18 protein-coding genes are annotated in these 22,234 nt (G+C 60.4%); 15 read left to right on the top strand and 3 right to left on the bottom strand.

Annotation, left to right across the window (positions count from 1 at the left end; genetic code table 11):
- Positions 1-33 precede the first annotated feature (33 nt).
- The 7 genes from NHU87_RS03120 to NHU87_RS03090 all read left to right on the top strand — a co-directional run bounded on the left by NHU87_RS03120 (position 34) and on the right by NHU87_RS03090 (position 6,430).
- The gene (locus NHU87_RS03120; protein WP_253545527.1) at positions 34-1,014 is read left to right on the top strand and encodes a quinone oxidoreductase family protein; all 981 of its coding nucleotides are present in this window, start codon (positions 34-36) and stop codon (positions 1,012-1,014) included.
- A gap of 14 nt (positions 1,015-1,028) precedes the next feature.
- Positions 1,029-1,877 carry a TauD/TfdA dioxygenase family protein gene (locus NHU87_RS03115; protein WP_253545525.1) on the top strand — a complete coding sequence of 283 codons (849 nt, stop codon included), beginning with the start codon at positions 1,029-1,031 and terminating at the stop codon, positions 1,875-1,877.
- A gap of 87 nt (positions 1,878-1,964) precedes the next feature.
- Positions 1,965-3,017, top strand: coding sequence for a 3-keto-5-aminohexanoate cleavage protein (locus NHU87_RS03110; RefSeq protein WP_253545523.1), 1,053 nt, complete (start codon positions 1,965-1,967; stop codon positions 3,015-3,017).
- A 92-nt stretch (positions 3,018-3,109) separates the two neighbouring features.
- Entirely contained in the window at positions 3,110-4,441 is a 1,332-nt protein-coding gene (locus NHU87_RS03105; protein ID WP_253545521.1) for an MFS transporter, read from the top strand.
- Positions 4,438-5,100, top strand: coding sequence for a DsbA family oxidoreductase (locus NHU87_RS03100; protein ID WP_253545519.1), 663 nt, complete (start codon positions 4,438-4,440; stop codon positions 5,098-5,100). The genes NHU87_RS03105 and NHU87_RS03100 overlap by 4 nt, the downstream gene beginning before the upstream one ends.
- Positions 5,097-5,423, top strand: a complete 327-nt coding sequence (locus NHU87_RS03095; protein WP_253545517.1) for a Rieske (2Fe-2S) protein — start codon at positions 5,097-5,099, stop codon at positions 5,421-5,423. Before NHU87_RS03100 ends, NHU87_RS03095 begins: the two co-directional genes overlap by 4 nt.
- Positions 5,420-6,430 carry a YeiH family protein gene (locus NHU87_RS03090; protein WP_253545515.1) on the top strand — a complete coding sequence of 337 codons (1,011 nt, stop codon included), beginning with the start codon at positions 5,420-5,422 and terminating at the stop codon, positions 6,428-6,430. Before NHU87_RS03095 ends, NHU87_RS03090 begins: the two co-directional genes overlap by 4 nt.
- 287 nt (positions 6,431-6,717) lie before the next feature.
- On the opposite strand, the gene NHU87_RS03085 is transcribed toward NHU87_RS03090, so the two are convergent.
- Positions 6,718-7,770 carry an AraC family transcriptional regulator gene (locus NHU87_RS03085; protein ID WP_253545513.1) on the bottom strand — a complete coding sequence of 351 codons (1,053 nt, stop codon included), beginning with the start codon at positions 7,768-7,770 and terminating at the stop codon, positions 6,718-6,720.
- A gap of 356 nt (positions 7,771-8,126) precedes the next feature.
- Between NHU87_RS03085 and NHU87_RS03080 the strand changes: the two genes are divergently transcribed.
- The 7 genes from NHU87_RS03080 to NHU87_RS03050 all read left to right on the top strand — a co-directional run bounded on the left by NHU87_RS03080 (position 8,127) and on the right by NHU87_RS03050 (position 19,439).
- Positions 8,127-8,693 (top strand): RBBP9/YdeN family alpha/beta hydrolase, encoded by a 567-nt coding sequence (locus tag NHU87_RS03080; protein ID WP_253545511.1) that lies wholly within the window; start codon positions 8,127-8,129, stop codon positions 8,691-8,693.
- Positions 8,694-8,820: 127 nt separating this feature from the next.
- Positions 8,821-10,833: a DUF1302 domain-containing protein gene (locus NHU87_RS03075; protein WP_253545509.1), complete on the top strand. Its 2,013-nt coding sequence runs from the start codon at positions 8,821-8,823 to the stop codon at positions 10,831-10,833.
- A gap of 41 nt (positions 10,834-10,874) precedes the next feature.
- On the top strand, positions 10,875-12,233 hold the full coding sequence (locus NHU87_RS03070) for a DUF1329 domain-containing protein (protein ID WP_253545507.1): 1,359 nt from the start codon (positions 10,875-10,877) through the stop codon (positions 12,231-12,233).
- A 124-nt stretch (positions 12,234-12,357) separates the two neighbouring features.
- Entirely contained in the window at positions 12,358-13,434 is a 1,077-nt protein-coding gene (locus tag NHU87_RS03065; protein WP_253545505.1) for a WD40/YVTN/BNR-like repeat-containing protein, read from the top strand.
- 31 nt (positions 13,435-13,465) lie between these two features.
- Positions 13,466-15,985: an efflux RND transporter permease subunit gene (locus tag NHU87_RS03060; protein ID WP_253545503.1), complete on the top strand. Its 2,520-nt coding sequence runs from the start codon at positions 13,466-13,468 to the stop codon at positions 15,983-15,985.
- Between the two features lie 7 nt (positions 15,986-15,992).
- Complete coding sequence (locus tag NHU87_RS03055; RefSeq protein ID WP_253545501.1) at positions 15,993-17,771, top strand: acyl-CoA dehydrogenase C-terminal domain-containing protein; 1,779 nt, start codon at positions 15,993-15,995, stop codon at positions 17,769-17,771.
- A 24-nt stretch (positions 17,772-17,795) separates the two neighbouring features.
- Complete coding sequence (locus tag NHU87_RS03050; RefSeq protein WP_253545499.1) at positions 17,796-19,439, top strand: fatty acid--CoA ligase; 1,644 nt, start codon at positions 17,796-17,798, stop codon at positions 19,437-19,439.
- A 398-nt stretch (positions 19,440-19,837) separates the two neighbouring features.
- On the opposite strand, the gene NHU87_RS03045 is transcribed toward NHU87_RS03050, so the two are convergent.
- A complete protein-coding gene (locus NHU87_RS03045) occupies positions 19,838-20,293 on the bottom strand; it encodes a MarR family winged helix-turn-helix transcriptional regulator (RefSeq protein ID WP_253545497.1) in 456 nt (151 codons plus the stop codon).
- 192 nt (positions 20,294-20,485) lie between these two features.
- Complete coding sequence (locus tag NHU87_RS03040) at positions 20,486-20,938, bottom strand: Ohr family peroxiredoxin (RefSeq protein WP_253545496.1); 453 nt, start codon at positions 20,936-20,938, stop codon at positions 20,486-20,488.
- Positions 20,939-21,191: 253 nt separating this feature from the next.
- Between NHU87_RS03040 and NHU87_RS03035 the strand changes: the two genes are divergently transcribed.
- Positions 21,192-22,199 (top strand): Ldh family oxidoreductase, encoded by a 1,008-nt coding sequence (locus NHU87_RS03035; RefSeq protein WP_253545494.1) that lies wholly within the window; start codon positions 21,192-21,194, stop codon positions 22,197-22,199.
- Positions 22,200-22,234 lie beyond the last annotated feature (35 nt).

Below are 22,234 nucleotides of genomic sequence, written 5' to 3'. Positions count from 1 at the left end.
ACACCTATCTTGCAGACTGGAGAATAAGAAAAAATGGCCAAAGCCGTACGCTTCTACGAAACCGGTGGTCCCGAAGTCCTTCGTTATGAAGAGGTCGACGTCGGCGATCCCGGGCCAGGTCAGGTTCGTCTTCGTCATGTGGCGGTGGGCCTGAACTATGCCGACACTTACTTTCGCAATGGCACTTACCCGATTCCGATGCCCAGCGGCATGGGGGTTGAAGCCTCCGGTGTGGTTCAGGCCATTGGCGAAGGGGTGACCAATGTTCAAGTCGGCGATCGCGTCACCTACACCGGTTTTCTCAATACATTAGGTGCCTATAGCACCGAACGTCTGATCCCGGCCGCGCCGCTGATCAAGCTGCCGGAAACCATCAGTTTCGAAACCGCCGCGGCCATGACCATGCGCGGCCTGACGTCCTCGTACCTGATGCGGCGTATTTACAACTTCAAGGCCGGCGACAGCATTCTGCTGCACGCCGCTGCCGGTGGTGTGGGCCTGATCGTTTCGCAGTGGGCCAAGCTGCTCGGCCTGAACGTCATTGGCACCGTGTCCACCGAGGCCAAGGGTGAAATCGCTCTGGCCCATGGCTGCGAGCATGTCATCAACTACAGCCATGAAGACGTCGCCCAGCGCGTTCGCGAGTTGACGGACGGCGTGGGGGTCAACGTGGTGTTCGACAGTGTCGGCAAGAACACCTTCATGGGCTCGCTGGATTCGCTCAAGCGTCGCGGTTTGATGGTGTGCGTCGGCACGGCGTCTGGCCCGATCCCGGCCTTCGATCCGGTACTGCTGGCAATGAAAGGCTCGCTGTTCATGACCCGCCCGGCGTTGGCCGACTACATCGCCGACCCGGCGGAAAAAGCCGCGTTGGCGGGCGAGTTGTTCGACCATGTCGGCAGCGGTCGGATCAAGATCGAGATCAACCAGCACTATGCTTTGCAAGATGCCGTGCAGGCCCATCGCGACCTGGAATCACGCAAAACCACGGGCTCATCGATTTTCGTCATTTAAGGGAGTCGTCTGCCATGAAAGTCGAACAATTGACCTGCAGCATTGGCGCGGAGCTGGTGGGCGTCAACCTCGCCGATGCGGTGCATGACGACGGTCTTTTTGCCGAGATTCGTGCTCAGTTGCTCAAGCATCGAGTGGTGTTCCTGCGTGATCAGGACATCACACGCGCCGAGCATGTGGCATTCGCCCGGCGCTTTGGCGAGTTGGAGGATCACCCGGTGGCCGGCAGCGATCCGGACCATCCAGGGCTGGTGCGTATCTACAAGCGGCCGGACCAGCCGATGGACCGCTACGAAAACGCCTGGCACTCCGACGCTACCTGGCGCGAGGCGCCGCCAATGGGCTGCGTGCTGCGCTGCGTAGAGTGCCCGCCGGTGGGCGGCGACACTATGTGGGCCAACATGGTCGAGGCCTATGCGCGCTTGCCGGAAGACGTGAAGGTGAAGATCGCCGATCTGCGCGCGCGCCATAGCATCGAAGCGAGTTTCGGCGCTGCCATGCCGATCGAAAAGCGTCTGGCGCTCAAGGCGATGTACCCGGATGCCGAGCACCCGGTGGTGCGCACCCACCCGGAAACCGGGGAAAAGGTGCTGTTCGTTAACGCCTTCACTACGCACTTGAGCAACTACCACACTCCCGAGCGGGTGCGCTTCGGCCAGGACGCCAACCCCGGCGCAAGTGAGCTGTTGCGCTACCTGATCAGCCAGGCCTACATCCCCGAGTATCAGGTGCGCTGGCGCTGGAAACCCAACAGCATCGCCATCTGGGACAACCGCAGTACCCAGCACTACGCCGTCATGGATTACCCGCCGTGCCATCGCAAGATGGAACGCGCCGGGATCATTGGCGACAAGACTTACTGATCGACCGCACCTGTATTCGCTCTCGTAAACACGCCTGCCCGGCACGATCCCGGGTGGGCGGAACAATCATAAGAACAGGAGTAACTCATGCAATTCTTCGACGATTCCCTGCACCCGGAAAACATGGAAAAAGTGGTGATCACCGTGGCCCCCTATGGTCCCGAGTGGATGCCGGAAGACTTTCCAGAAGACATCCCGCTGACCATGGACGAGCAGGTGCAAAAAGCGGTCGATTGTTATGAGGCCGGTGCAACGGTCTTGCACTTGCATGTGCGTGAACTGGACGGCAAGGGTTCCAAGCGTCTGTCCAAGTTCAACGAATTGATCGCCGGTGTGCGTGAAGCCGTGCCGGACATGATCATCCAGGTCGGTGGTTCGATTTCCTTCGCCCCCGAAAGCGATGGCGAAGCCGCCAAGTGGCTGTCTGACGACACTCGCCACATGCTGGCCGAGCTGACGCCAAAACCGGATCAGGTCACGGTGGCCATCAACACCACCCAGATGAACATCATGGAACTGCTGTATCCGGAATACCTGGAAGGCACCTCTCTGGCCAATCCTGCCTATCAGGCGGCTTACAGCGAAATGACCGTACCGGCCGGTCCGGCCTGGGTTGCCGAGCATCTCAAACGTCTGATGGACAACGGCATCCAGCCGCACTTCCAGCTGACCGGCATGCATGCCATGGAAACCCTTGAGCGCCTGGTGCGCAAGGGCGTCTACAAGGGTCCGCTAAACCTGACCTGGATCGGTATCGGCGGCGGTTTCGACGGCCCCAATCCGTTCAACTTCTTCAACTTCATTCACCGCGCGCCAGACGGTTGCACCGTGACCTCCGAGTCGCTGCTGAAAAACGTGATGCCGTTCAACACCATGTCGATGGCCATGGGTATGCACCCGCGTGTGGGCAATGAAGACACTATCATTGATCACAAGGGCGATCGTTTCGGCTCAGTTGCGCAGATCAAGCAGACCGTACGCATCGCCCATGAACTGGGTCGCGAAATCGCCACGGGTAAAGAAGCCCGTGAGATCTACCGCATCGGTGTGCAGTACCAAAGCATCGAAGAAACCCTGTTGGCCAATGGCATGGCCCCCAACCGCAAGGCCGGGCAGAAAGGTGTGCCGCAACGCGGCTGATCGGCAGACGACGCGGGCGGTCAATGGCCTCCCGCTCGCTGCACTGCAACACGCTTGATAACAACAATAAAACAAAGCTTTGAGGAGGCTGCATGGCCTTTCACCCAATCGCCGCAGACGATGATGACTGCAGTGGCGTCGGCGTTGCGCGCAAGTATGCCTGGATCGTCTTTGCACTGACGTTCGGCTTGTTGATTTCCGATTACATGTCGCGTCAGGTATTGAACGCAGTGTTCCCGATGCTCAAGGGTGAATGGGCCCTGAGCGACGGCCAGCTCGGCCTGCTCAGTGGCATTGTCGCCCTGATGGTGGGGCTGCTGACAATTCCCCTGTCATTGCTGGCGGATCGCTTCGGCCGGGTCAAGAGCCTGGCGCTGATGGCTTTGCTGTGGAGTCTGGCCACGCTGGGGTGTGCGTTGGCGCAGGACTATCAGCAGATGTTCATTGCACGATTCATGGTTGGTGTCGGCGAAGCAGCGTACGGCAGCGTCGGCATCGCGGTGGTTATTTCGGTGTTTCCCAAACACATGCGGGCAACCCTGGCCAGTGCCTTCATGGCGGGCGGCATGTTCGGTTCGGTATTAGGTATGGCGCTGGGCGGTGCAATCGCCGCCAAGCTTGGCTGGCGCTGGTCGTTTGCCGGCATGGCGCTGTTCGGTCTGCTGCTGGCGGTGCTGTACCCGATCATTGTCAAGGAAGCACGCATTGCGCCGCAACGTGCCGCTCAGGCGGTGAACAAGGCGGCTACCGCGGTCAAGCGGCCGTTGCGTACGCTGTTTTCCAGCCGCTCGGTGATTGCTGCCTACATCGGCAGTGGCTTGCAACTGTTCGTCGGCGGCACCGTCGTTGTGTGGATGCCCAGTTACCTCAATCGTTATTACGACATGGCCACGGACAAGGCGGGCGGAGTCGCGGCGATCATCGTGCTGTGCAGCGGTGCGGGGATGATCCTGTGCGGCATGCTTAGTGATCGCCTGTGTCGCCATTCGCCGGAGCGCAAGGTCACTTTGGCCATCGTCTATTGCCTGGGCAGTTGTCTGCTGTTGTCGGCGGCGTTCGCCCTGCCGGCAGGGCCTGTGCAATTGGCGCTGATCTGCCTGGGCATGTTGATTGCCGCCGGCACGACTGGCCCGTGCGGAGCCATGGTTGCCAACCTGACCCATTACTCGGTCCACGGCACGGCCTTCGCCACGCTGACCCTGGCCAACAACATGCTGGGGCTGGCGCCTGGACCGTTCATCACCGGCAGGGTGTCCGACCTCATCGGCTTGCAGGCTGCTTTTCAGTTGGTGCCTCTGGTCAGCATCGCGGCTGCGGCCGTGTTCTTTTATGCCAAGTGTCATTACCACAAGGACATTTCCCGGCTTAAGGGCGAGCGGATCAACGATCCGGTGGGCGAATCCGTAGTAGAGGTGAAGTTGTGAGTCGTCGTTTACGTATTGATGTGTTTTTCGATTTCATCTGCCCCTGGTGCCTGATCGGCAAACGCCAATTGGAGCATGCGCAGGTACAGTTTCGCAGTCGCCAACCGGATGTGCAGATCACCACGGTGTGGCATGGCGTGCAGTTGCTGCCGCAGTTGCCGGTAGAAGGTGAACCTTTCGCCGATTTCTATCGCAAGCGTCTGGGCAATGCCGACGCTGTAGCCATGCGGCAGGCCCAGGTGCAGCAGGCCGCCAAGGCAGTGGGGGTGTCCATCGACTTCAGCCGCATCGCCACCATGCCCAATACCGCAGACGCCCATCGGCTGCTGGAGCGTGTCAGCGTACTGGGCAATCCTGCCCGGCGTGACGCCTTGCTCGAGCGTCTGTTCGCCGCTTATTTCCAGAAGGGCGAAGACCTCGGTTGCCGTGAGACCTTGCTCGCCATTGCCAGGTCCTGCGGCATTGATGCAGAAGCTGTGGCCGACTGCCTGAAGGGTGACGCCAGTCCCTTTGACGGAATCCCCGGTGGCGCCAGCGGCGTGCCGAGCTTTCAGTTCGACCGGCGGATGACGATGGTGGGCGCGCAGCCTGCCGAAGCGTTACTAAGTGCCATGAGCGAAGCCCTGAAAGAAAGTGCCCGTGAGCGGCAACCGGTATGAGTCTTCGTATCCCCGTGCCTGCCGGAAAACTCCCGCAGGCCGGTGGTCGTGCGCTGTTCGAATTCGATGGCAAAAGCCTGGCGCTATTCAACGTCGACGGTGACCTGTTCGCCATCGACGACAGTTGTCCGCATCAGGGCGCTTCGCTGTGTGGCGGACGCCTCGAGGGGCGAGTGATTCAGTGCTGCGCCCATGGCCTGCGCTTCGATTTGCGAAGTGGTTACTTGCTCAATTCAACCCAGCTCAAAGTCGCCAACTACCCGGTCGAGATCATCGACGGCCAGGCATTCATCGTCATCGTTCCCGAGGAGTCCGTGCCATGAGCACTATCGCTCTCACCCGTATCCATAGCCGAACGCGCGAACTGGCGCCGGGTTTTGTCGTCAGTCTGATCGTGGCGGCGGCTGCGTCCTTTTTGTCCGAGCATTACGGTGCGCCGGTGATGCTGTTTGCCTTGCTGTTGGGCATGGCGCTGAACTTCCTGGCCGGTGACGGCGTCTGCAAGGCCGGCATCGAGTTCACCGCACGCACCGTGTTGCGCATCGGTGTGGCGTTGCTGGGCATGCGCATCACCCTCGAACAGATGGCTGCGCTGGGCTGGAAGCCTGTGGCACTGGTGGTGATTGTGGTGGTGGTGACGATCGGCGTCTCGGTGATCGCGGCCAAGGCCCTGGGATTCCAGCGTTTGTTCGGCATGCTCACCGGTGGGGCCACTGCGATTTGTGGTGCGTCGGCCGCGTTGGCGCTGGCGGCGGCATTGCCGAACCATCCGCAGAAAGAACGCGCGACGTTATTCACGGTGATCGGCGTGTCGGCGCTGTCGACCCTCGCGATGATCCTGTACCCGATGATTGCCAACTGGCTGTCGTTGTCGCCGCAAGTGGCGGGCGTGTTCCTCGGCGCCACCATCCACGATGTGGCCCAGGTGGTCGGTGCCGGTTACAGCATGTCGACCGAGACCGGTGATACCGCGACGGTGGTCAAGTTGATGCGGGTTGCCATGCTGCTGCCGGTGATCGTCTGCGCCGCCATGATTACCCGCCTGCAGGGCGCCGATCCGGCTGGCAAACGACCGCCGCTGCTGCCCTGGTTCGCCGTCGGGTTTCTGATTCTGGCCTGTATCAACAGCACCGGCTGGGTGGCCCCGGTGGTGCAGGGATCGGTCAACGAACTGTCGCGCTGGTGCCTGGTGGTTTCCATCAGCGCCCTGGGCATGAAGACCCAGCTCAAGGAGTTGGCGGCTGTCGGCATCAAACCCATTCTGTTGATGGTGGGGGAGACGGTATTCCTTGTCGTGCTGGTGCTGCTGTTGCTGCGCTGGGGGCTGTAAGACCGTAAAAAAATACTGGCTGCGGCGCACTTTTTTTGTAGCAGCTGGCGCAGCCTGCGTTCGAGGACGAAGTCCTCGCAAATCCGGTATGCGCGGGTTGACTGACACACCGCGTTGCATGGTTTTACGACTGCTTCGCAGCCGAACGCAGCCTCGCGGGCTCGGCAGCTGCTACAGGGCCGCACTGCGTTGACTCCTCGGCCGGTGTCACAGATACCGGTTCTTTGCGGCGACTGTACCAGCAGTCGCCGCTTTTTTTTGCATGCACCGCATCTGTTGCGTCCGGTTCAGGGCTCGCTGGATCCGGGCAGGGTGGTCAAGTCCGGCGGTGCTTTGATGGTGTGCTTTTGCGCGCTGCGCCATGCCGCGGGCGGCATGCCGAACTGGGTGATGAACCAGCGTGTGAAGGAACTCGCCATCGAATAGCCGAGCATGTCAGCGATCCGCCCCAACGAGTAATTCGGGTTTTCCAGATAGCGCAACACCAGGTCGCGGCGCACGTCGTTGATCAGGTCGTTGAAGGCGCAGCCGTCATCTTTCAGGCGACGTTGCAGGGTGCGTACGTTCATGCCCTGGGTCTGGGCGATCTGCTCGATGGTGGCGCGTCCCATCGGCAGCAGCAGGTAGATGGCTTTGCGCACCTCGAACAGCATCGAGGGACCTTCGTGGCTCAGCAGCGAGTCGAGGTAACTCTGCGCATAGCGCGCCATGGCCGGGTCGGCATTGGGGTTGGTCAGATCGAGGCTGGCGTCGGAGCAGACAATGCCATTGAACTCGCTGCCGAATTCCAGCGTGGAGCCGAACAGGCGGCGATGCAGTTGCAGGTTGTCGGGAGGCTGGTGCGTGAAGTTGACGCTGTAGGGGTGCCAGTGGGTGCCGAGCAGCGCGGCGCACAGGCGGAACATCACCCCAATGGCCAGTTCGGTGGCTTGTCGACTGGGCATCGGCGACTCGGTGACCACCTCCTCGCGAATAATCACCATCTTGCCGGCCTCTTCAATGAAGATGGCCAGCGAATCGTTCATCAGATGCCGGTAATGCACCACGACCTGCAAGGCATCACGCAGCGTTCGCTGGTGGCTGAGCAGCAGGCTGACCACTCCGAAGTCCGAGAGCTGGCGCGACTCGGCCATGCTCAGGCCGAAGCTCTGGCAGCCACTGGCGGCGGCCGAATCTTCCAGCAGGCGTACGGCGGCATCAATGGGAATACGGTGTTCGGGCGCTTGCAGCAGCGCTTTGCTCAGGCCGACGCCTGCCAGCACGTCGCGCGGGTTGAACCCCAGGTACTGGGTGACCTCCAGATAGTTGGTCAAGACGGCGGCGCGAACAAGCTTGGGCATGCGAAGGTCTTTCCTGGGCCGGTTGCGATTCAGATGAGCGTGGCGACTATATCCAGCACATCAGCAATTGAACAGTTGTGACGTTATCGAGGGCGCTCGCCCGATTCTGTCCAGAATCACCTCCGTTGTCGTCGAGCAATCGACGCTCACCCATTGATTACAGTGACCCGCAGAGAAGCTGCGGGGATTTTCGACCAATGGTCGCGGCACGCCAAACACCGGGAAATCTGTCATGAAAAGAAAAGTGCCTGACGTCCAATGAAAAGCGCCCGGGGTGGGCGCTCTTTAATGTCAGTCCTACAAAAAGCCCCTGGCGATAGAGCCAGTCGAGTCATCGAGAAAGCGAAGGTGTTGAAGTGGACAAACTGCAAACTGCCGCAACCGTTCTGATCGTACCGGGCCTGCGTGAGCACGTTGCCGAACATTGGCAAACGCTGCTTGAAGCCAGGCTGTGCAAGGTGCGCAGTGTGCCGCCGCTGGAAACCGACAAGCTCGATTGCGCCAAGCGGGTCGAAGCGATCCAGCACGCGCTGGAGCAGATCGACGGGCCGGTGATTCTGGTAGCCCACAGTGCTGGCGTGTTGATGGTCGCGCACTGGGCTGCGCAGCACAGTCGTCCGATCAAGGGCGCGCTGCTGGCCACGCCTCCGGATCTCGATGCTGATTGGCCGCAAGGCTACCCATCCGCTGAAACCCTGCGCACCCAGGGTTGGAATCCTCTACCAAAAAGACCACTGCCGTTCCGCAGTCTGGTGGTTGCCAGTACCAACGACCACCTCGCCAGCCTGGACGCTGTCACTCGCCTGGCTGAAGGCTGGGGCAGCGAACTGCTCAACGTGGGCGACGTGGGTCATCTCAATCCGGCTGCAGGGTTTGGCCACTGGCCGCACGCCGAAGCATTCATCCTGGAACTGGATCGCTAATTCAGGCGCCGGTTGGCCGCATCCATCCGGCATTTGCCCTCACTCCTGAAAACGCAAACCCCTGGAACAAGAGGGTGCGCGAGGGCGGCTGCGCTTAAAACAAATACAAAAAGGCGGAGACAACGCAATGCACAACAATAAGAGTCACGGGTTCGCACCCTCGCGTTACACCTTGTTGGCCTCGGCCATTCTGGTCGCCGCCATGCCGGTTGCCCATGCGGTCGAATTCGACACCGGTAACCCGGACTGGACCGTGCGTTTTGACAACACTGTGAAGTACAACTACGGCGTACGCACCGAAAGCGCCGACAAGCGCATGTTGGCGACACCGAACAACAACGATGGCGATTACAACTTCCGCAAGGCCGGGACCAACATCACCAACCGCGTTGACCTGTTGACCGAGATGGATGTGGTTTACCAGAACCACATGGGCTTTCGCGTCAGTGCCGCCAGTTGGTACGACAAGGCGTACGAGAACACCGGTTCCAATTCCAACCCGTTCGTCAATGGCAATGACGCAAGGTCGGGTCTGGTCGCCAACGATCCGCGCCTGGCCGGGGTCACCGGCGACAATGTCGGCAATGGCAGCCCGCACCTGAGCAACTACGCCCAGCGTTACTACACCGGTCCATCCGGCGAAATTCTCGATGCCTTCGTGTTCTACAGCACTGAAGTGGGCGAGGAGTCGCTGTTGAGCGTCAAGGTCGGTCAGCACAACGTGTTCTGGGGTGAAACCATCCTGAACCCGGTGCACTCGATCAGCTACGGTCAGTCGGGCCTCGACCTGGCCAAACTCGCCGCGTCGCCGGGAACTGAAGCCAAGGAGCTGTTCGTTCCGCGTAACCAGTTGTCGATGTCGTTCACCGTCAATCCCGAATTGACTGTGGGCGCTCAGTATTTCCTCGATTGGGATGCCGCCCGCCTGCCTGAAGCCGGTACTTACTATGGTGGTTCCGATCTGGTCGGCTTCGGTGCGCAGTCGTTCCTGCTGGGCAACACCAATGGCGTGGTGCCGGGCAGTCCACTGGGTTGTGGTCTGGCACCGTGCAATGGGCTGACCAATGTGCGTCGCGGTCACGACCTGACGCCGGACAAGCGCGGAGATTGGGGCGTGATGGCCAAGTGGTCGCCAGCCTGGCTGGATGGCACCCTCGGCGTTTATTACCGCGAAACCTCAGAGATCCTGCCGCAAGCCTGGTTGAACACCACCGGCCTGACTTCGGCCAATCCCAACGGCACCCCGCCTGCCGGCATGGTGCCTGCGGTGGTCAACACCCTCAATTCGTTGAGCACCAGCACCTATCAATTGGCCTATGCCGACAACATCAAGATCGTCGGCCTGAGTTTGTCCAAGGATGTGGGCGGTATCAGCGTCGGTTCGGACCTGAACATTCGGCACAACATGCCGCTGGCCAGTATTCCCGCGGTTGTCAGCTCGACAGGGCCGCGGGGTTTGGGCGCAGGTCTTGGGTTGTTGCCGGCCCGCACGGCGGCCACCGGTGTGATCTATGACACCCCGCAAAAGGGCGACAGCATGAGCGCCACCGGTGACACGTTGCACTGGACGCTCAACGGCCTGATGACCTTCCCGAAAACACCGGTGTTCGATTCGGCCAGCCTGCTCGCCGAGTTGTACTACAGCAACTTGCTCAAGCTCGATAGCAAGAACGAAGCGCTCTACAAGGGCAAGGACACCTATCGCGGCATCGACCAGCCGACCCGGGACAACTGGGGTATCGCGGTCAACTTCACACCGACCTGGTACCAGGTGTTCCCGGGGGTCGATCTCAACGCACCGATGTCGATCAACGTCGGTCTTGATGGCGTGTCACCGGTGTCCGGTGGCGGTGCCAAAAACACCGGCAACTATGCCGTGGGCGTGGGGGCCGTTGTGTACAACAAATACTTCGTCGACCTGAAGTACGTGGATTCCTTCGGCAAGACCGACAAGTGCGACACCAGCGGTTTGAGCACCGGCGCCGCCAATGCCGGCAGCGGTGACGGCTCCACACCCAATGCCTTTAGCGGCAATGAAAACTACGCCTGTTACGGCGGCGGCTACTCGGCCTTCTCTGGGGGTGGTGCCACGACTGAGGACCGTGGCGCCGTTTACCTGACGATGAAAACCACTTTTTGATTCACCACTGATTTGCTCAATGCAAGCAGGAGAATAACAAGATGAAATGCGTAAAAACCGTGTTGGCCGCTTCGCTGGCCATGGCCCTTGCTGCCCAGGCACAGGCCGCTGTTTCAACTCAGGACGCTGCCAAATTGGGCAGCAGCCTGACCCTGGTGGGCGCCGAAAAGGCCGGGAACGCTGATGGTTCTATCCCCGCCTATGACGGTGGCTTGACCACGCCGCCGGCCAGTTTCAAATCCGGTGACAGCATGCGGCCGGACCCCTTCGCCAACGAAAAACCGTTGCTGGTGATCGATGGCAAAAACGTCGATCAGTACAAGGGCCTGCTCACTGCAACCACGGCGGAACTGGCCAAACGTTTCCCAAGCTTCCACGTCAATGTCTACCCGACCCACCGTACAGTCTCTTTGCCCAAGGCTGTGTTGGACAATGGGGTAAAAAATGCCACCGGGGCCAAGTCCCTTGAGGGTGGGTTGGCCATCGATAATGTACTGCCCGGTGTGCCGTTCCCGATCCCGCAGTCGGGCAACGAGGCGATGTGGAACTTCCTGTTGCGTTTTCAGGGGGTCAACATCAACTCCAAGTACGACTCCTGGAACGTCGATTCTGCCGGCATTGCGAGTCTGGCGATCACCGGGCAGGCATCCATTTCCTATCCGATCTACGAGAACCTCACGCAGCCGATCAGCAGCGCCGACGTCTACTACCAGATGAAGTTGTCCTATACCGGCCCGGCACGCCGGGCCGGCGAAGCAATAATGCTCAAGGACGCGGCCAACCCATTGCAGCAACCGCGCCGCGCCTGGCAATACCTGCCGGGCCAGCGTCGGGTCAAGCTGGCACCGAACCTGGCTTACGACACGCCTAACCCCGGCACCGCCGGCGCGGGCACCTACGACGATGTTTTCGTGTTCAACGGTGCGCTGGACCGCTACGACTGGAAGCTGGTGGGCAAGCAGGAAATGATCGTGCCCTACAACACTTACAAGCTGACCTACGCCCAGGACCCCAAGGCGCTGACTACCGCCAATCACCTGTCACCGGATTACGTGCGCTGGGAAAAACATCGGGTCTGGGTAGTGGAGGGCAACCTCAAGGCCGGCGCCCGCCACATCTATCAGAAGCGTCGCTTCTACCTCGATGAAGACAGCTGGACCGCTCTGGCCTCTGACCAATACGACGCCCGTGGTCAGCTGTACCGTGGCTCCTTCGCGTTCCTCAGCCAGAGCTACGACAAGCAAATCCCGGACTCCACGCCGTTCATGATCTACGACCTGGTGGGTGGCTCCTACAACATCAACGGTGTGGTGGGCCCTTACGGCGGCATCAAGTACATCGATCCGCTTTCCAAGGCGCAGTGGTCGCCAGAGTCCCTGGCCGGCGCCGGCATTCGCTAAGTCCACCGCAAAAAAAGCCCGCACGGTCCTCTGCTCACAAGGTAGCGGGACCAAGCGTGCGCCTGGTTTGAACGTCTGGCACACGGATGTGTGCCCCGAGGCGGTTTTCCGAAGAGGACGCAGTATGTGTTCGTATAAAAATAATATTTTGCAGCTGGCGTTTGGCGTTGTGCTTTGCCTGTCGCAGGGCATCACCCAGGCGGCCGATTACGTCGACGTGCTGGATCTGCCAGCCAGAGTCAGTGCCTTGGCCGCCAACAGCCCATTGTCCGGCATGGCCCGCGCCGGCGATCGTCTGGTTGCAGTCGGGCAGCGTGGCCACATTCTGTTTTCCGATGACGCCGGCAAACACTGGCAACAGGCAGCGGTGCCGGTCAGTGCCGACCTCAATGCCGTGAGTTTTCCTTCCGCCACCCAGGGCTGGGCGGTGGGCGGTGACGGCGTGGTATTGCACAGCCGTGACGCCGGCGCAAGCTGGCGCAAGCAACTGGACGGCCGCGAGATCGGTGCCTTGCTGGTCAAGCATTACAGCGCGTTGGTCAGTGCAGAACCCGGCAACGAACAATGGCCACTGCTGGTCGCCGAAGGTGAGCGCCTGGTGGCGCAGGGCGCCGACAAACCCTTGCTCGATGTCTGGTTCGCCAACGACCGTCTCGGCTATGTGGTCGGGGTGTTCAACCTGATCCTGCGCACCGAGGACGGCGGCCAGAGCTGGACACCGTTCCAGGACCGTACCGACAACCCACAGGGCTTTCACCTCAACGCCATCGCCTCCACCGGGGACGCGCTGTACATCGCTGGCGAGCAGGGTCTGCTGCTCAAATGGGATGACACCCAACAGCGGTTCGCCGCCGTGCAGACACCCTATCAGGGCAGTTTTTTCGGTGTGCTCGGCAAACCCGGGGAAACGCTCGTCTACGGCTTGCGCGGCAATGTGCTGCGCAGCACCGATGGCGGTTTCAGTTGGACCCCGCTGAACACCGGCCTGCACGTCAGCATCACCGCCGGCCTCGTCGATGGCCGTGGCAACTACCGCTTGTTCACCCAGGGCGGGCAGATGCTGGTCAGCCAGGGCACAGGCGCGCAATTGCATCTGGTTCAGCAACCGGCACCGACACCGGTGACCGACGCCACTCAGTCCGCCAACGGGTCGCTGATGGTGGTTGGCAGCCGTGGTGCACGGACGCTGTCCGTCGAATAAGCCCTCGAACCCTTAGAGCGAGAACCCAGACATGGGCCATACCAAACAAGAAACCATGCCGGTGATCCGCGATCTGCGGGACTTCGACCGCCATTCCGGCAACCTGCTGGAACGGCTGGTATTCAACTACCGTCCGCTGTTCATGCTGTTGATGGCGCTGGCCACCGTGGTGTTGGGCTACATGGCCGCCACGCGCCTGGAGCTGCGTCCCAGCTTCGAAAAAATGATTCCGCAGAGCCAGCCGTACATCCAGAATTTCCTGGAAAACCGCCAGTCGTTGCGCGGTCTGGGCAACTCGGTGCGGGTGGTGGTGGAGAACACCCAGGGCGACATCTTCGACCCCGCGTATCTTGACGTGCTCAAACAGGTCAACGATCAGCTGTTCGTCACCGAAGGCGTCGACCGCGCCTGGATGAAGTCGTTATGGAGCCCGGCGGTGCGCTGGACCGAAGTCACCGAGCAAGGTTTCCAGGGTGGCCCGGTGATGCCCGATACCTATCAGGGCAAGCCTGCAGAAATAGAACAGCTGCGCCAGAACATTTCCCGCGCCGGCATCGTCGGCAGTCTGGTGGCCAGCGACTACAAATCGAGCATGCTCACTGTTCCGTTGCTGGACAAAGCCACGGCCAGCGGTCAGCGCATCGACTATCACGCCTTTTCGCAGATGCTCGAAGAGCAGTTGCGCGACCAGATCGAATTCGCAGGTGACAGCGCTGCGCGCAAGGCCGGGGAGGAGGGCAAGGGCCAGTACAAAGTCCGGGTGATCGGTTTCGCCAAACTGATGGGTGACCTGATCGATGGCCTGATCCAGGTGATGATGTTCTTCGGCCTGGCCGTCGTCACGTCGCTGATCATCATTTACGCTTACACCCGTTGCGTGCGCAGCACCTTGCTGGTGGTTGGCTGCTCGCTGATCGCAGTGGTCTGGCAACTCGGAATTGTTGCCTGGCTCGGCTATGCCATCGACCCGTATTCGGTGCTGGTGCCTTTTCTGATCTTCGCCATCGGTGTGTCTCACGCGGCGCAGAAAATGAACGGCATCATGCAAGACATCGCCCGTGGCACCCACAAGCTGATCGCCGCGCGCTACACCTTCCGCCGCCTGTTCATTGCCGGCGTCACCGCGCTGCTGGCCGACGCCGTCGGGTTCGCGGTGTTGATGCTGATCGACATCCCGGTGATCCGCGACCTGGCGATCACCGCCAGTATCGGTGTGGCGGTGCTGATTTTCACCTCGCTGTTGCTGATGCCGGTGGCGCTGTCTTATGTCGGCGTCGGCGCCAAGGCGGCCGAGCGTGCGCTGAAAATCGACACGCGCGCAGAAGGACATAAAGGCTTCGGCAAACTGTGGGACTTGCTTGACCGCTTCACCACGGCCAAATGGGCCACGGGGGCGGTATTGGTCGCGGCACTGATGGGCATCGGCGGCTTCATGGTCAGCTTGCAGTTGAAGATCGGCGATCTGGAAAGTGGCGCACCGGAGTTGCGTGCCGACTCTCGCTATAACCGTGACAACGCCTACATCACCAGCCACTACGCGCTGTCCAGCGACTTGTTCGCGGTGATGATCAAGACCGCGCCGGAAGGCTGCCTGAACTACAAGACGCTGATCCTCGCCGACCGTCTGGCCTGGGAGCTGCAGCAGTCTCCAGGCGTACAGGCCACAGCTTCGTTGGTCAACGCGGTGCGCCAAATCACCGCCGGTACTTATGAAGGCAACCCCAAGCTCAACAGCATCCAGCGCAATCAGGACGTGCTGAACTACGCCGCGCAGCAAGCCTCGGTCAACTCCCCGGAGTTGTTCAACACCGATTGTTCGCTGATGCCGGTGATCACCTTTCTCAAGGACCACAAGGCCGAGACCCTGGATGCCGTGGTGGGCATCGCCGAGAAATTCGCCCGGGAGAACAACAGCGAAGATCGCCAGTTCCTGCTGGCGGCCGGGTCGGCCGGGATTGAAGCAGCGACCAACATTGTGGTGCGCGAGGCCAACCGCACCATGCTGCTTTACGTCTATGCGGCGGTGACGCTGTTCTGCCTGATCACCTTCCGCAGCTGGCGCGCAACCCTGGTCGCCTTGTTGCCATTGGTGCTGACCTCGATCCTTTGCGAGGCGTTGATGGTGGTCATGGGCATTGGCGTGAAAGTCGCGACCCTGCCGGTGATCGCATTGGGTGTGGGCATCGGCGTGGACTACGCCTTGTACCTGCTCAGCGTGCAGTTGCACTTCCAGCGCCAGGGCCTGCCGCTGTCCCAGGCCTACCGCAACGCCGTGTCGTTCACCGGCCGGGTGGTCGGGTTGGTGGGCATCACCCTCGCGGCGGGCGTGGTGTGCTGGGTCTGGTCGCCGATCAAGTTCCAGGCCGACATGGGCATCCTGCTGACCTTCATGTTCCTGTGGAACATGCTCGGCGCGCTGATCCTGATTCCAGCTCTGTCGTATTTCCTGCTGCGCGAACGGGCGGTTGAGCCTGCTCCCGTTGCGTCAACCGAAACCACCGAAACCACTGAACGTCCTGGCATGCCCCATGCCCTGACCACTTCCGAGTAAGCCAACAATGTCTGATTACAAAGCTCCTTTGCGCGACATGCGCTTCGTACTCAACGAAGTCTTCGAGGTGTCCCGGCTATGGGCCCGATTGCCTGGCCTGGCCGAGGTGATCGATGAAGAAACGGCCGCCGCCATTCTTGAAGAGGCCGGCAAGATCAGCGCCGAGGTGGTCGCGCCGCTGAACCGCAGCAGCGACGAGCAGGGCTGCGCCTGGAGCAACGGCGCAGTCACGGCGCCGGATGGTTTTGTTGCGGCTTACCAGGCATTCGCTGAAGGCGGTTGGGTCGGTGTTGGCGGCGATCCGCAATTCGGTGGCATGGGCATGCCCAAGGCCATTTCGGCTCAGGTCGAGGAGATGGTCAACTCGGCCAGTCTGTCGTTCGGCCTGTACCCGATGCTGACCGCCGGTGCGTGCCTGTCGATCAATGCCCACGCCAGTCAGGAACTCAAGGAACGCTATTTGCCGAACATGTATGCCGGTACCTGGACCGGTTCAATGTGCCTGACCGAGGCGCATGCCGGCACTGACCTGGGCTTGATTCGCACTCGCGCCGAACCTCAGGCCGACGGCAGTTTCAAGATCAGCGGCAGCAAGATTTTCATCACCGGCGGCGAGCACGACCTGACCGAAAACATCATTCATTTAGTGCTCGCCCGATTGCCGGATGCACCGGCCGGTCCCAAGGGGATTTCGCTGTTTCTGGTGCCCAAGGTGCTGGTCAATGACGATGGCTCACTGGGCGAGCGCAACTCCCTGTCCTGCGGTTCCATCGAGCACAAGATGGGCATTAAGGCATCCGCCACCTGCGTAATGAACTTTGACGGGGCGACCGGCTGGATCGTCGATGCGCCGAACAAGGGCCTGGCAGCAATGTTCACCATGATGAATTACGAACGCCTTGGCGTGGGTGTCCAAGGCCTGGCGCTGGGTGAGCGTTCGTACCAGAACGCGGTCGAATACGCTCGTGACCGTCTGCAAAGCCGTTCACCGACCGGCGCGCAGAACAAGGACAAGGCCGCCGACCCGATCATCGTGCACCCGGATGTACGACGCATGCTGTTGACCATGAAAGCCTTGAACGAGGGTGGGCGTGCGTTCTCCAGCTACGTGGCCCTGCAACTGGATACCGCCAAGTACAGCGATGACGCGGCAACCCGCACCCGCGCCCAGGAACTGGTGTCGCTGCTGACCCCGGTGGCCAAGGCGTTCCTCACCGACATGGGGCTGGAAACCACTGTGCATGGCCAGCAGATCTTCGGCGGCCACGGCTACATCCGCGAGTGGGGCCAGGAGCAACTGATTCGCGATGTGCGCATCACGCAGATCTACGAAGGCACCAACGGTATCCAGTCACTGGACCTGGCCGGGCGCAAGATTGTTGGCAGCGGCGGGGCGCTCTACCGGCTGTTCGCTGCGGAAATCCGCAAGTTCACCGCCAACGCCAGTGCCGACCTCGGCGAGTTCTGCAAACCATTGAACGCCGCAGTCGACACCCTCGACGAACTGACCGCGTGGTTGCTGGATCGGGCTATGAACAATCCCAACGAAATTGGCGCTGCCTCGGTCGAGTACCTGCAGGTTTTCGGCTACACCGCCTATGCCTATATGTGGGCCCTGATGGCCAAAACGGCCATGGGCAAACAGGCCGAGGATGACTTCTACGCCAGCAAGCTGGGCACTGCGCGCTTCTACTTCGCCCGTTTGCTGCCGCGTATCCACTCGCTGAGCGCTGCGGCCAGGGCCGGTAGCGAATCCCTCTATGAGCTGGATGCAGCGCACTTCTGATCGAAAGGACAAGGAACCCCAACCATGATGGCGACAAAAATAATTCCGCCCGCCGATGGCGCCTATGCCTATCCCTTGCTGATCAAGCAATTGTTGCTGTCCGGCGTGCGCTACGAACCGGGCCGGGAAATCGTCTACGCCGACAAACTGCGCTACAACTACCAGACCCTCAATCAGCGGATCCGCAAGCTGGCCAACGCCTTGACCGCTGCCGGCGTCAAGGCCGGGGATACCGTGGCGATGCTCGACTGGGACAGCCATCGCTACCTGGAATGCTTCTTTGCCGTACCGATGATCGGTGCGGTGCTGCATACCGTGAACATTCGTCTTTCGCCGGATCAGGTGCTCTTCACCATGAACCATGCCGAGGACAATCTGGTGCTGGTGCATGATGATTTCCTGCCGCTGGTTGAACAGATTCAGGGCCGGCTTGAAACCGTCAAAGGTTACCTGCAGCTCACGGACGACACAGCAATCGATACGTGGTTACCGGTGCTGGGGGAATATGAAAACCTGTTGTCCAGGGCCGTAGACCAGTACGACTTTCCCGATTTCGATGAAAACTCGGTGGCGACCCTTTTCTACACCACGGGCACTACTGGCGACCCTAAAGGCGTGTATTTCACTCACCGCCAATTGGTCCTGCACACCTTGAATGCCGTGGGCACTTTGGGCGTCTATCAAGGCCTGCCGTTGCTGCGTTCCGATGATGTGTACATGCCCATCACGCCGATGTTTCACGTGCATGCCTGGGGTGTGCCTTATGTCGCCACCCTGATGGGGCTCAAACAGGTGTACCCCGGCCGCTACGAACCCAATAGCCTGGTCAGGTTGTACCGCGAGGAAAAGGTCACTTTTTCCCATTGCGTGCCGACCATTTTGCAAATGATCCTGAGCTGCGAGGAAGCGGCACAGACCCGTTTTGATGGCTGGAAAATGCTCTTGGGTGGCAGCGCACTGACGCTGGGCATTGCCAGCGAAGCGAGCGCCAAAGGTATTCAGGTGCACAGCGGTTACGGCATGTCGGAAACCTGCCCATTGCTGTGCCTGACGTACCTGCGTGATGAAGACCTCGAACAATCCACGCAAGCCCAACTGGCCACCCGCATCAAGACTGGCACGCCGGTGCCGATGGTCGATCTGAAAATCATCGATGCCAATGGCAATGACGTTGCCCATGACGGCGAGTCTCTGGGCGAGATCGTGGTGCGCGCACCCTGGCTGACTCAAGGCTATTTGAAGGAACCCGAAAAGGGTGCCGAGCTTTGGCACAACGGCTGGATGCACACCGGCGATTTGGCCTCCATCGACGCCTTGGGAGGAGTGGAAATCAAAGATCGAATCAAGGATGTCATCAAGACGGGCGGGGAGTGGATCAGCTCTCTTGAGCTGGAAAGCCTGATCAGCGAACACGCGGCGGTGATGTCGGTCGCGGTCGTGGGCATTGCCGATGAGCAATGGGGCGAACGGCCGATGGCGCTGGTGGTGTGCGAGCCTGGGCAGTATCTCGACAACAAGATCCTCGAGGCGCACCTGCAAGGGTTTGTCGAGCGTGGCCGCATCAACAAATGGGCGATCCCCAAGCAGTTCAAATTCGTCGCGGAGATTCCTAAAACCAGTGTCGGGAAGATTAATAAGAAGCTGATTCGGGAAAGCGAATTGGGGTGAAAAAGGTGCGGTGGATACTACGTCGACCCTGAGCACTCATTGCGAGGTCTTCCATCCTGAGGAACCGGCCGGCAAGCCTTAATGCCTGCCAGTCAAGCCGTAATGCGATCTGTAGCAGCTGGCGAAGCCTGCGTTCGGCTGCGTAGCAGTCGTAAAATCAGGCACTGCGGTCCGTCAGGCCCACTGTGTATTTAGGGTTTACGACTGCTGCGCAGCCGAACGCAGGCTTCGCCAGCTGCTACAAAGAGTGCGTCGCGGCTGAAATTGCTTAACTGACGGGCATTAGGGCAAGCCTGGCTCCTACATGGTCCGATTTGCCCTGAGTTTGGTGGTGTGTCAGAGAGTTCGGGCCGTGTTTCTGCGCGTTTGGCCGATGTAAAAAACCGCTCAGTCAACACTCACTCCCCGGCTTTCGTCGATTTGATGAGGTTGTTGCGCAGCTTCACGACCGCGCTCTGCAGGTGCATGAATTCGTCCGGTGTCAGGCCAGTTGCGTCGGAGAGGCCCATTTCGGGGCGGCCTTCGCGCAGTTGTCGACCGCTTTTCGTCAGGCTGATGCGCACCTGCCGCTCGTCCTCGGGATCACGCTGCCTCTGTAGATAGCCCATCGCTTCCAGCTTCTTCAGGATCGGTGTGAGGGTGTTCGATTCGAGAAACAGCTTTTCGCCCAGGCTGCCCACGGTTTGATGGTCTTCCTCCCATAGCGCAACGATGGTGATGAATTGCGTATAGGTGAGCCCCAGCTGCTCGAGTATCGGCTTGTAGGCTTTGCCGAAGGCCAGGTTCGTGGAATAGACCGCAAAACACAGAAAGTCGGAGAGCTTGGCGGGAGCCGTCTTGTCGGTGGGTTTCATGTGCTTCCTCGTTGGCCAAAATTGAAGGCTCGCAAAGGCAAAATATACCGCGTATGCGATTGTGTCGGAACAGCTCTGATTGTCGACGGTGGCCGATTCGGCAGTGCGTCGAACCGGCCGTACGGATGTGATTCGTATGCGCTTAAAGCGTATACGATATATTAAGGGAAAAAAAAGGCCAATCGCGATGCGTCACGCCGTGAGGACGTTCAGGGCCACATCAATGTTACCCCGCGTCGCTTTCGAGTACGGGCAGATTTGATCTGCAGTGTGTGCCAGCGTCGTCGCGACTTCATGTGTCAGTCCCGGCACCCGCAGAGTCAATCGAGCCTGGAGGAAGTACGCCGAGCCGGTCTGACCCAGATCGACTTCGATGTCGACGGACAGATCAGACGGCAGCACCACGTTCATTTCATTGGCCACCAGCCCGACGGCCGCGGTGTAGCAGGCCGACCATGCGCCGGCGAACAGCTGCTCTGCGGTTGGGTGCGGTGCAATGGCTTTGAACTCGTGCGCCAGTTTCGCGTTTCCAGGCGACGAGAGCTGGATGTCGAGGCTGCCGTTATGGCCCCGCGAAGTGTTGCCCGCAGCGCTGACGGTGGTGTGAGTTTTGCCGGTGGCCAGTACTTTTTCGATCTTGCTCATGGGGTGGATCCTCAACGTTTCAAAAGATGTGATTTATGTGTCGCATACGTTTGTATCGTATGCGATGTAATAATAATTGCCCAGACACTCATCGATGTCAATTGATCGCGTTGCGTCTGCCGACGAGTGGTGCGGCCATACAACGGCGACCCTTTTCAACGATATGCCGAATTCGTCATCAACCCGACCTAAAGCGATCAAGCCGTGAGCCTTGGAATGGCCCAGTCTCGATGGTCTGTCCAAGGAGATAAGCATGATCCGACTGACCCTGATCGAAGCCCGTGAACTGGCCGAATCGATCCTGTTGCACAACGGTTTTAATCTGGCCCATGCGCAAGCGGTGGCGGCGACGGTGATCGCCGGCGAGCGCGATGGCTGTGCCTCCCACGGTTTGTACCGGATTCTGGGCTGCGTGAACTCCCTGCAAGCCGGCAAGGTGTCGGCCGATGTCGAGCCGCAGGTGATCGACCAGGCGCCGTCGATCGTGCGGGTGGATGCCGCGGGTGGTTTCTCGCAATTGGCGTTTCAGGCGGGGCTTGGGTTGCTGACGGAGAAAACCCGGGCGAACGGGATTGCGGCGTTGGCGATCAATCGCTGTGTGCATTTCTCGGCGCTGTGGGTGGAGATCGAGCAGTTGACCGCCGTTGGTTTGGTGGCGCTGGCGTGTAATCCGAGTCATGCCTGGGTGGCACCAGCCGGGGGGCGTGTGCCAGTGTTCGGCACCAATCCCATAGCCTTTGGCTGGCCGCGGGCGGGGCAGGATCCGTTTGTGTTCGACTTTGCCACCAGTGCGATTGCCCGTGGCGATATCGAGTTGCATCGGCGTGCTGGCAAGGCGATTCCCGAGGGTTGGGGCGTGGACGCTGAAGGCCGGCCGAGTACCGATGCCAATGTGGTGCTCGACAGCGGCGCGATGCTGACGTTCGGTGGGCACAAGGGCTCGGCGCTGGCGGCGATGGTGGAGTTGATCGCCGGGCCTTTGATCGGTGATTTGACCAGTGCCGAATCGCTGGCCTATGACGCGGGCAGCAAGTCGTCGCCGTACCATGGCGAGTTGATCATCGCGCTGGATCCGCGACGTTTTCTGGGGGCGGCCACCGAGGAGCATTTGACCCGGGCCGAAGTGTTGTTTCAGGGCATTGAAGGGCAGGGTGCACGCTTGCCGTCGCAACGGCGTTATGCGGCGCGGGCGCGCAGCGTGGTGGAGGGGGTGCAGATTCCCGAGGCGCTGTACAACGACCTGAAAGCACTGCTGGCTTGAATGCGATGAAAATCCTGTGGGAGCGAGGCTTGCCC

Source organism: Pseudomonas mandelii, from assembly GCF_024138395.1.
Lineage (GTDB): Bacteria > Pseudomonadota > Gammaproteobacteria > Pseudomonadales > Pseudomonadaceae > Aquipseudomonas > Aquipseudomonas mandelii_E.
Note: the sequence above shows the minus strand (reverse complement) of the source record. Positions and strands in the feature narration are given on the sequence as shown.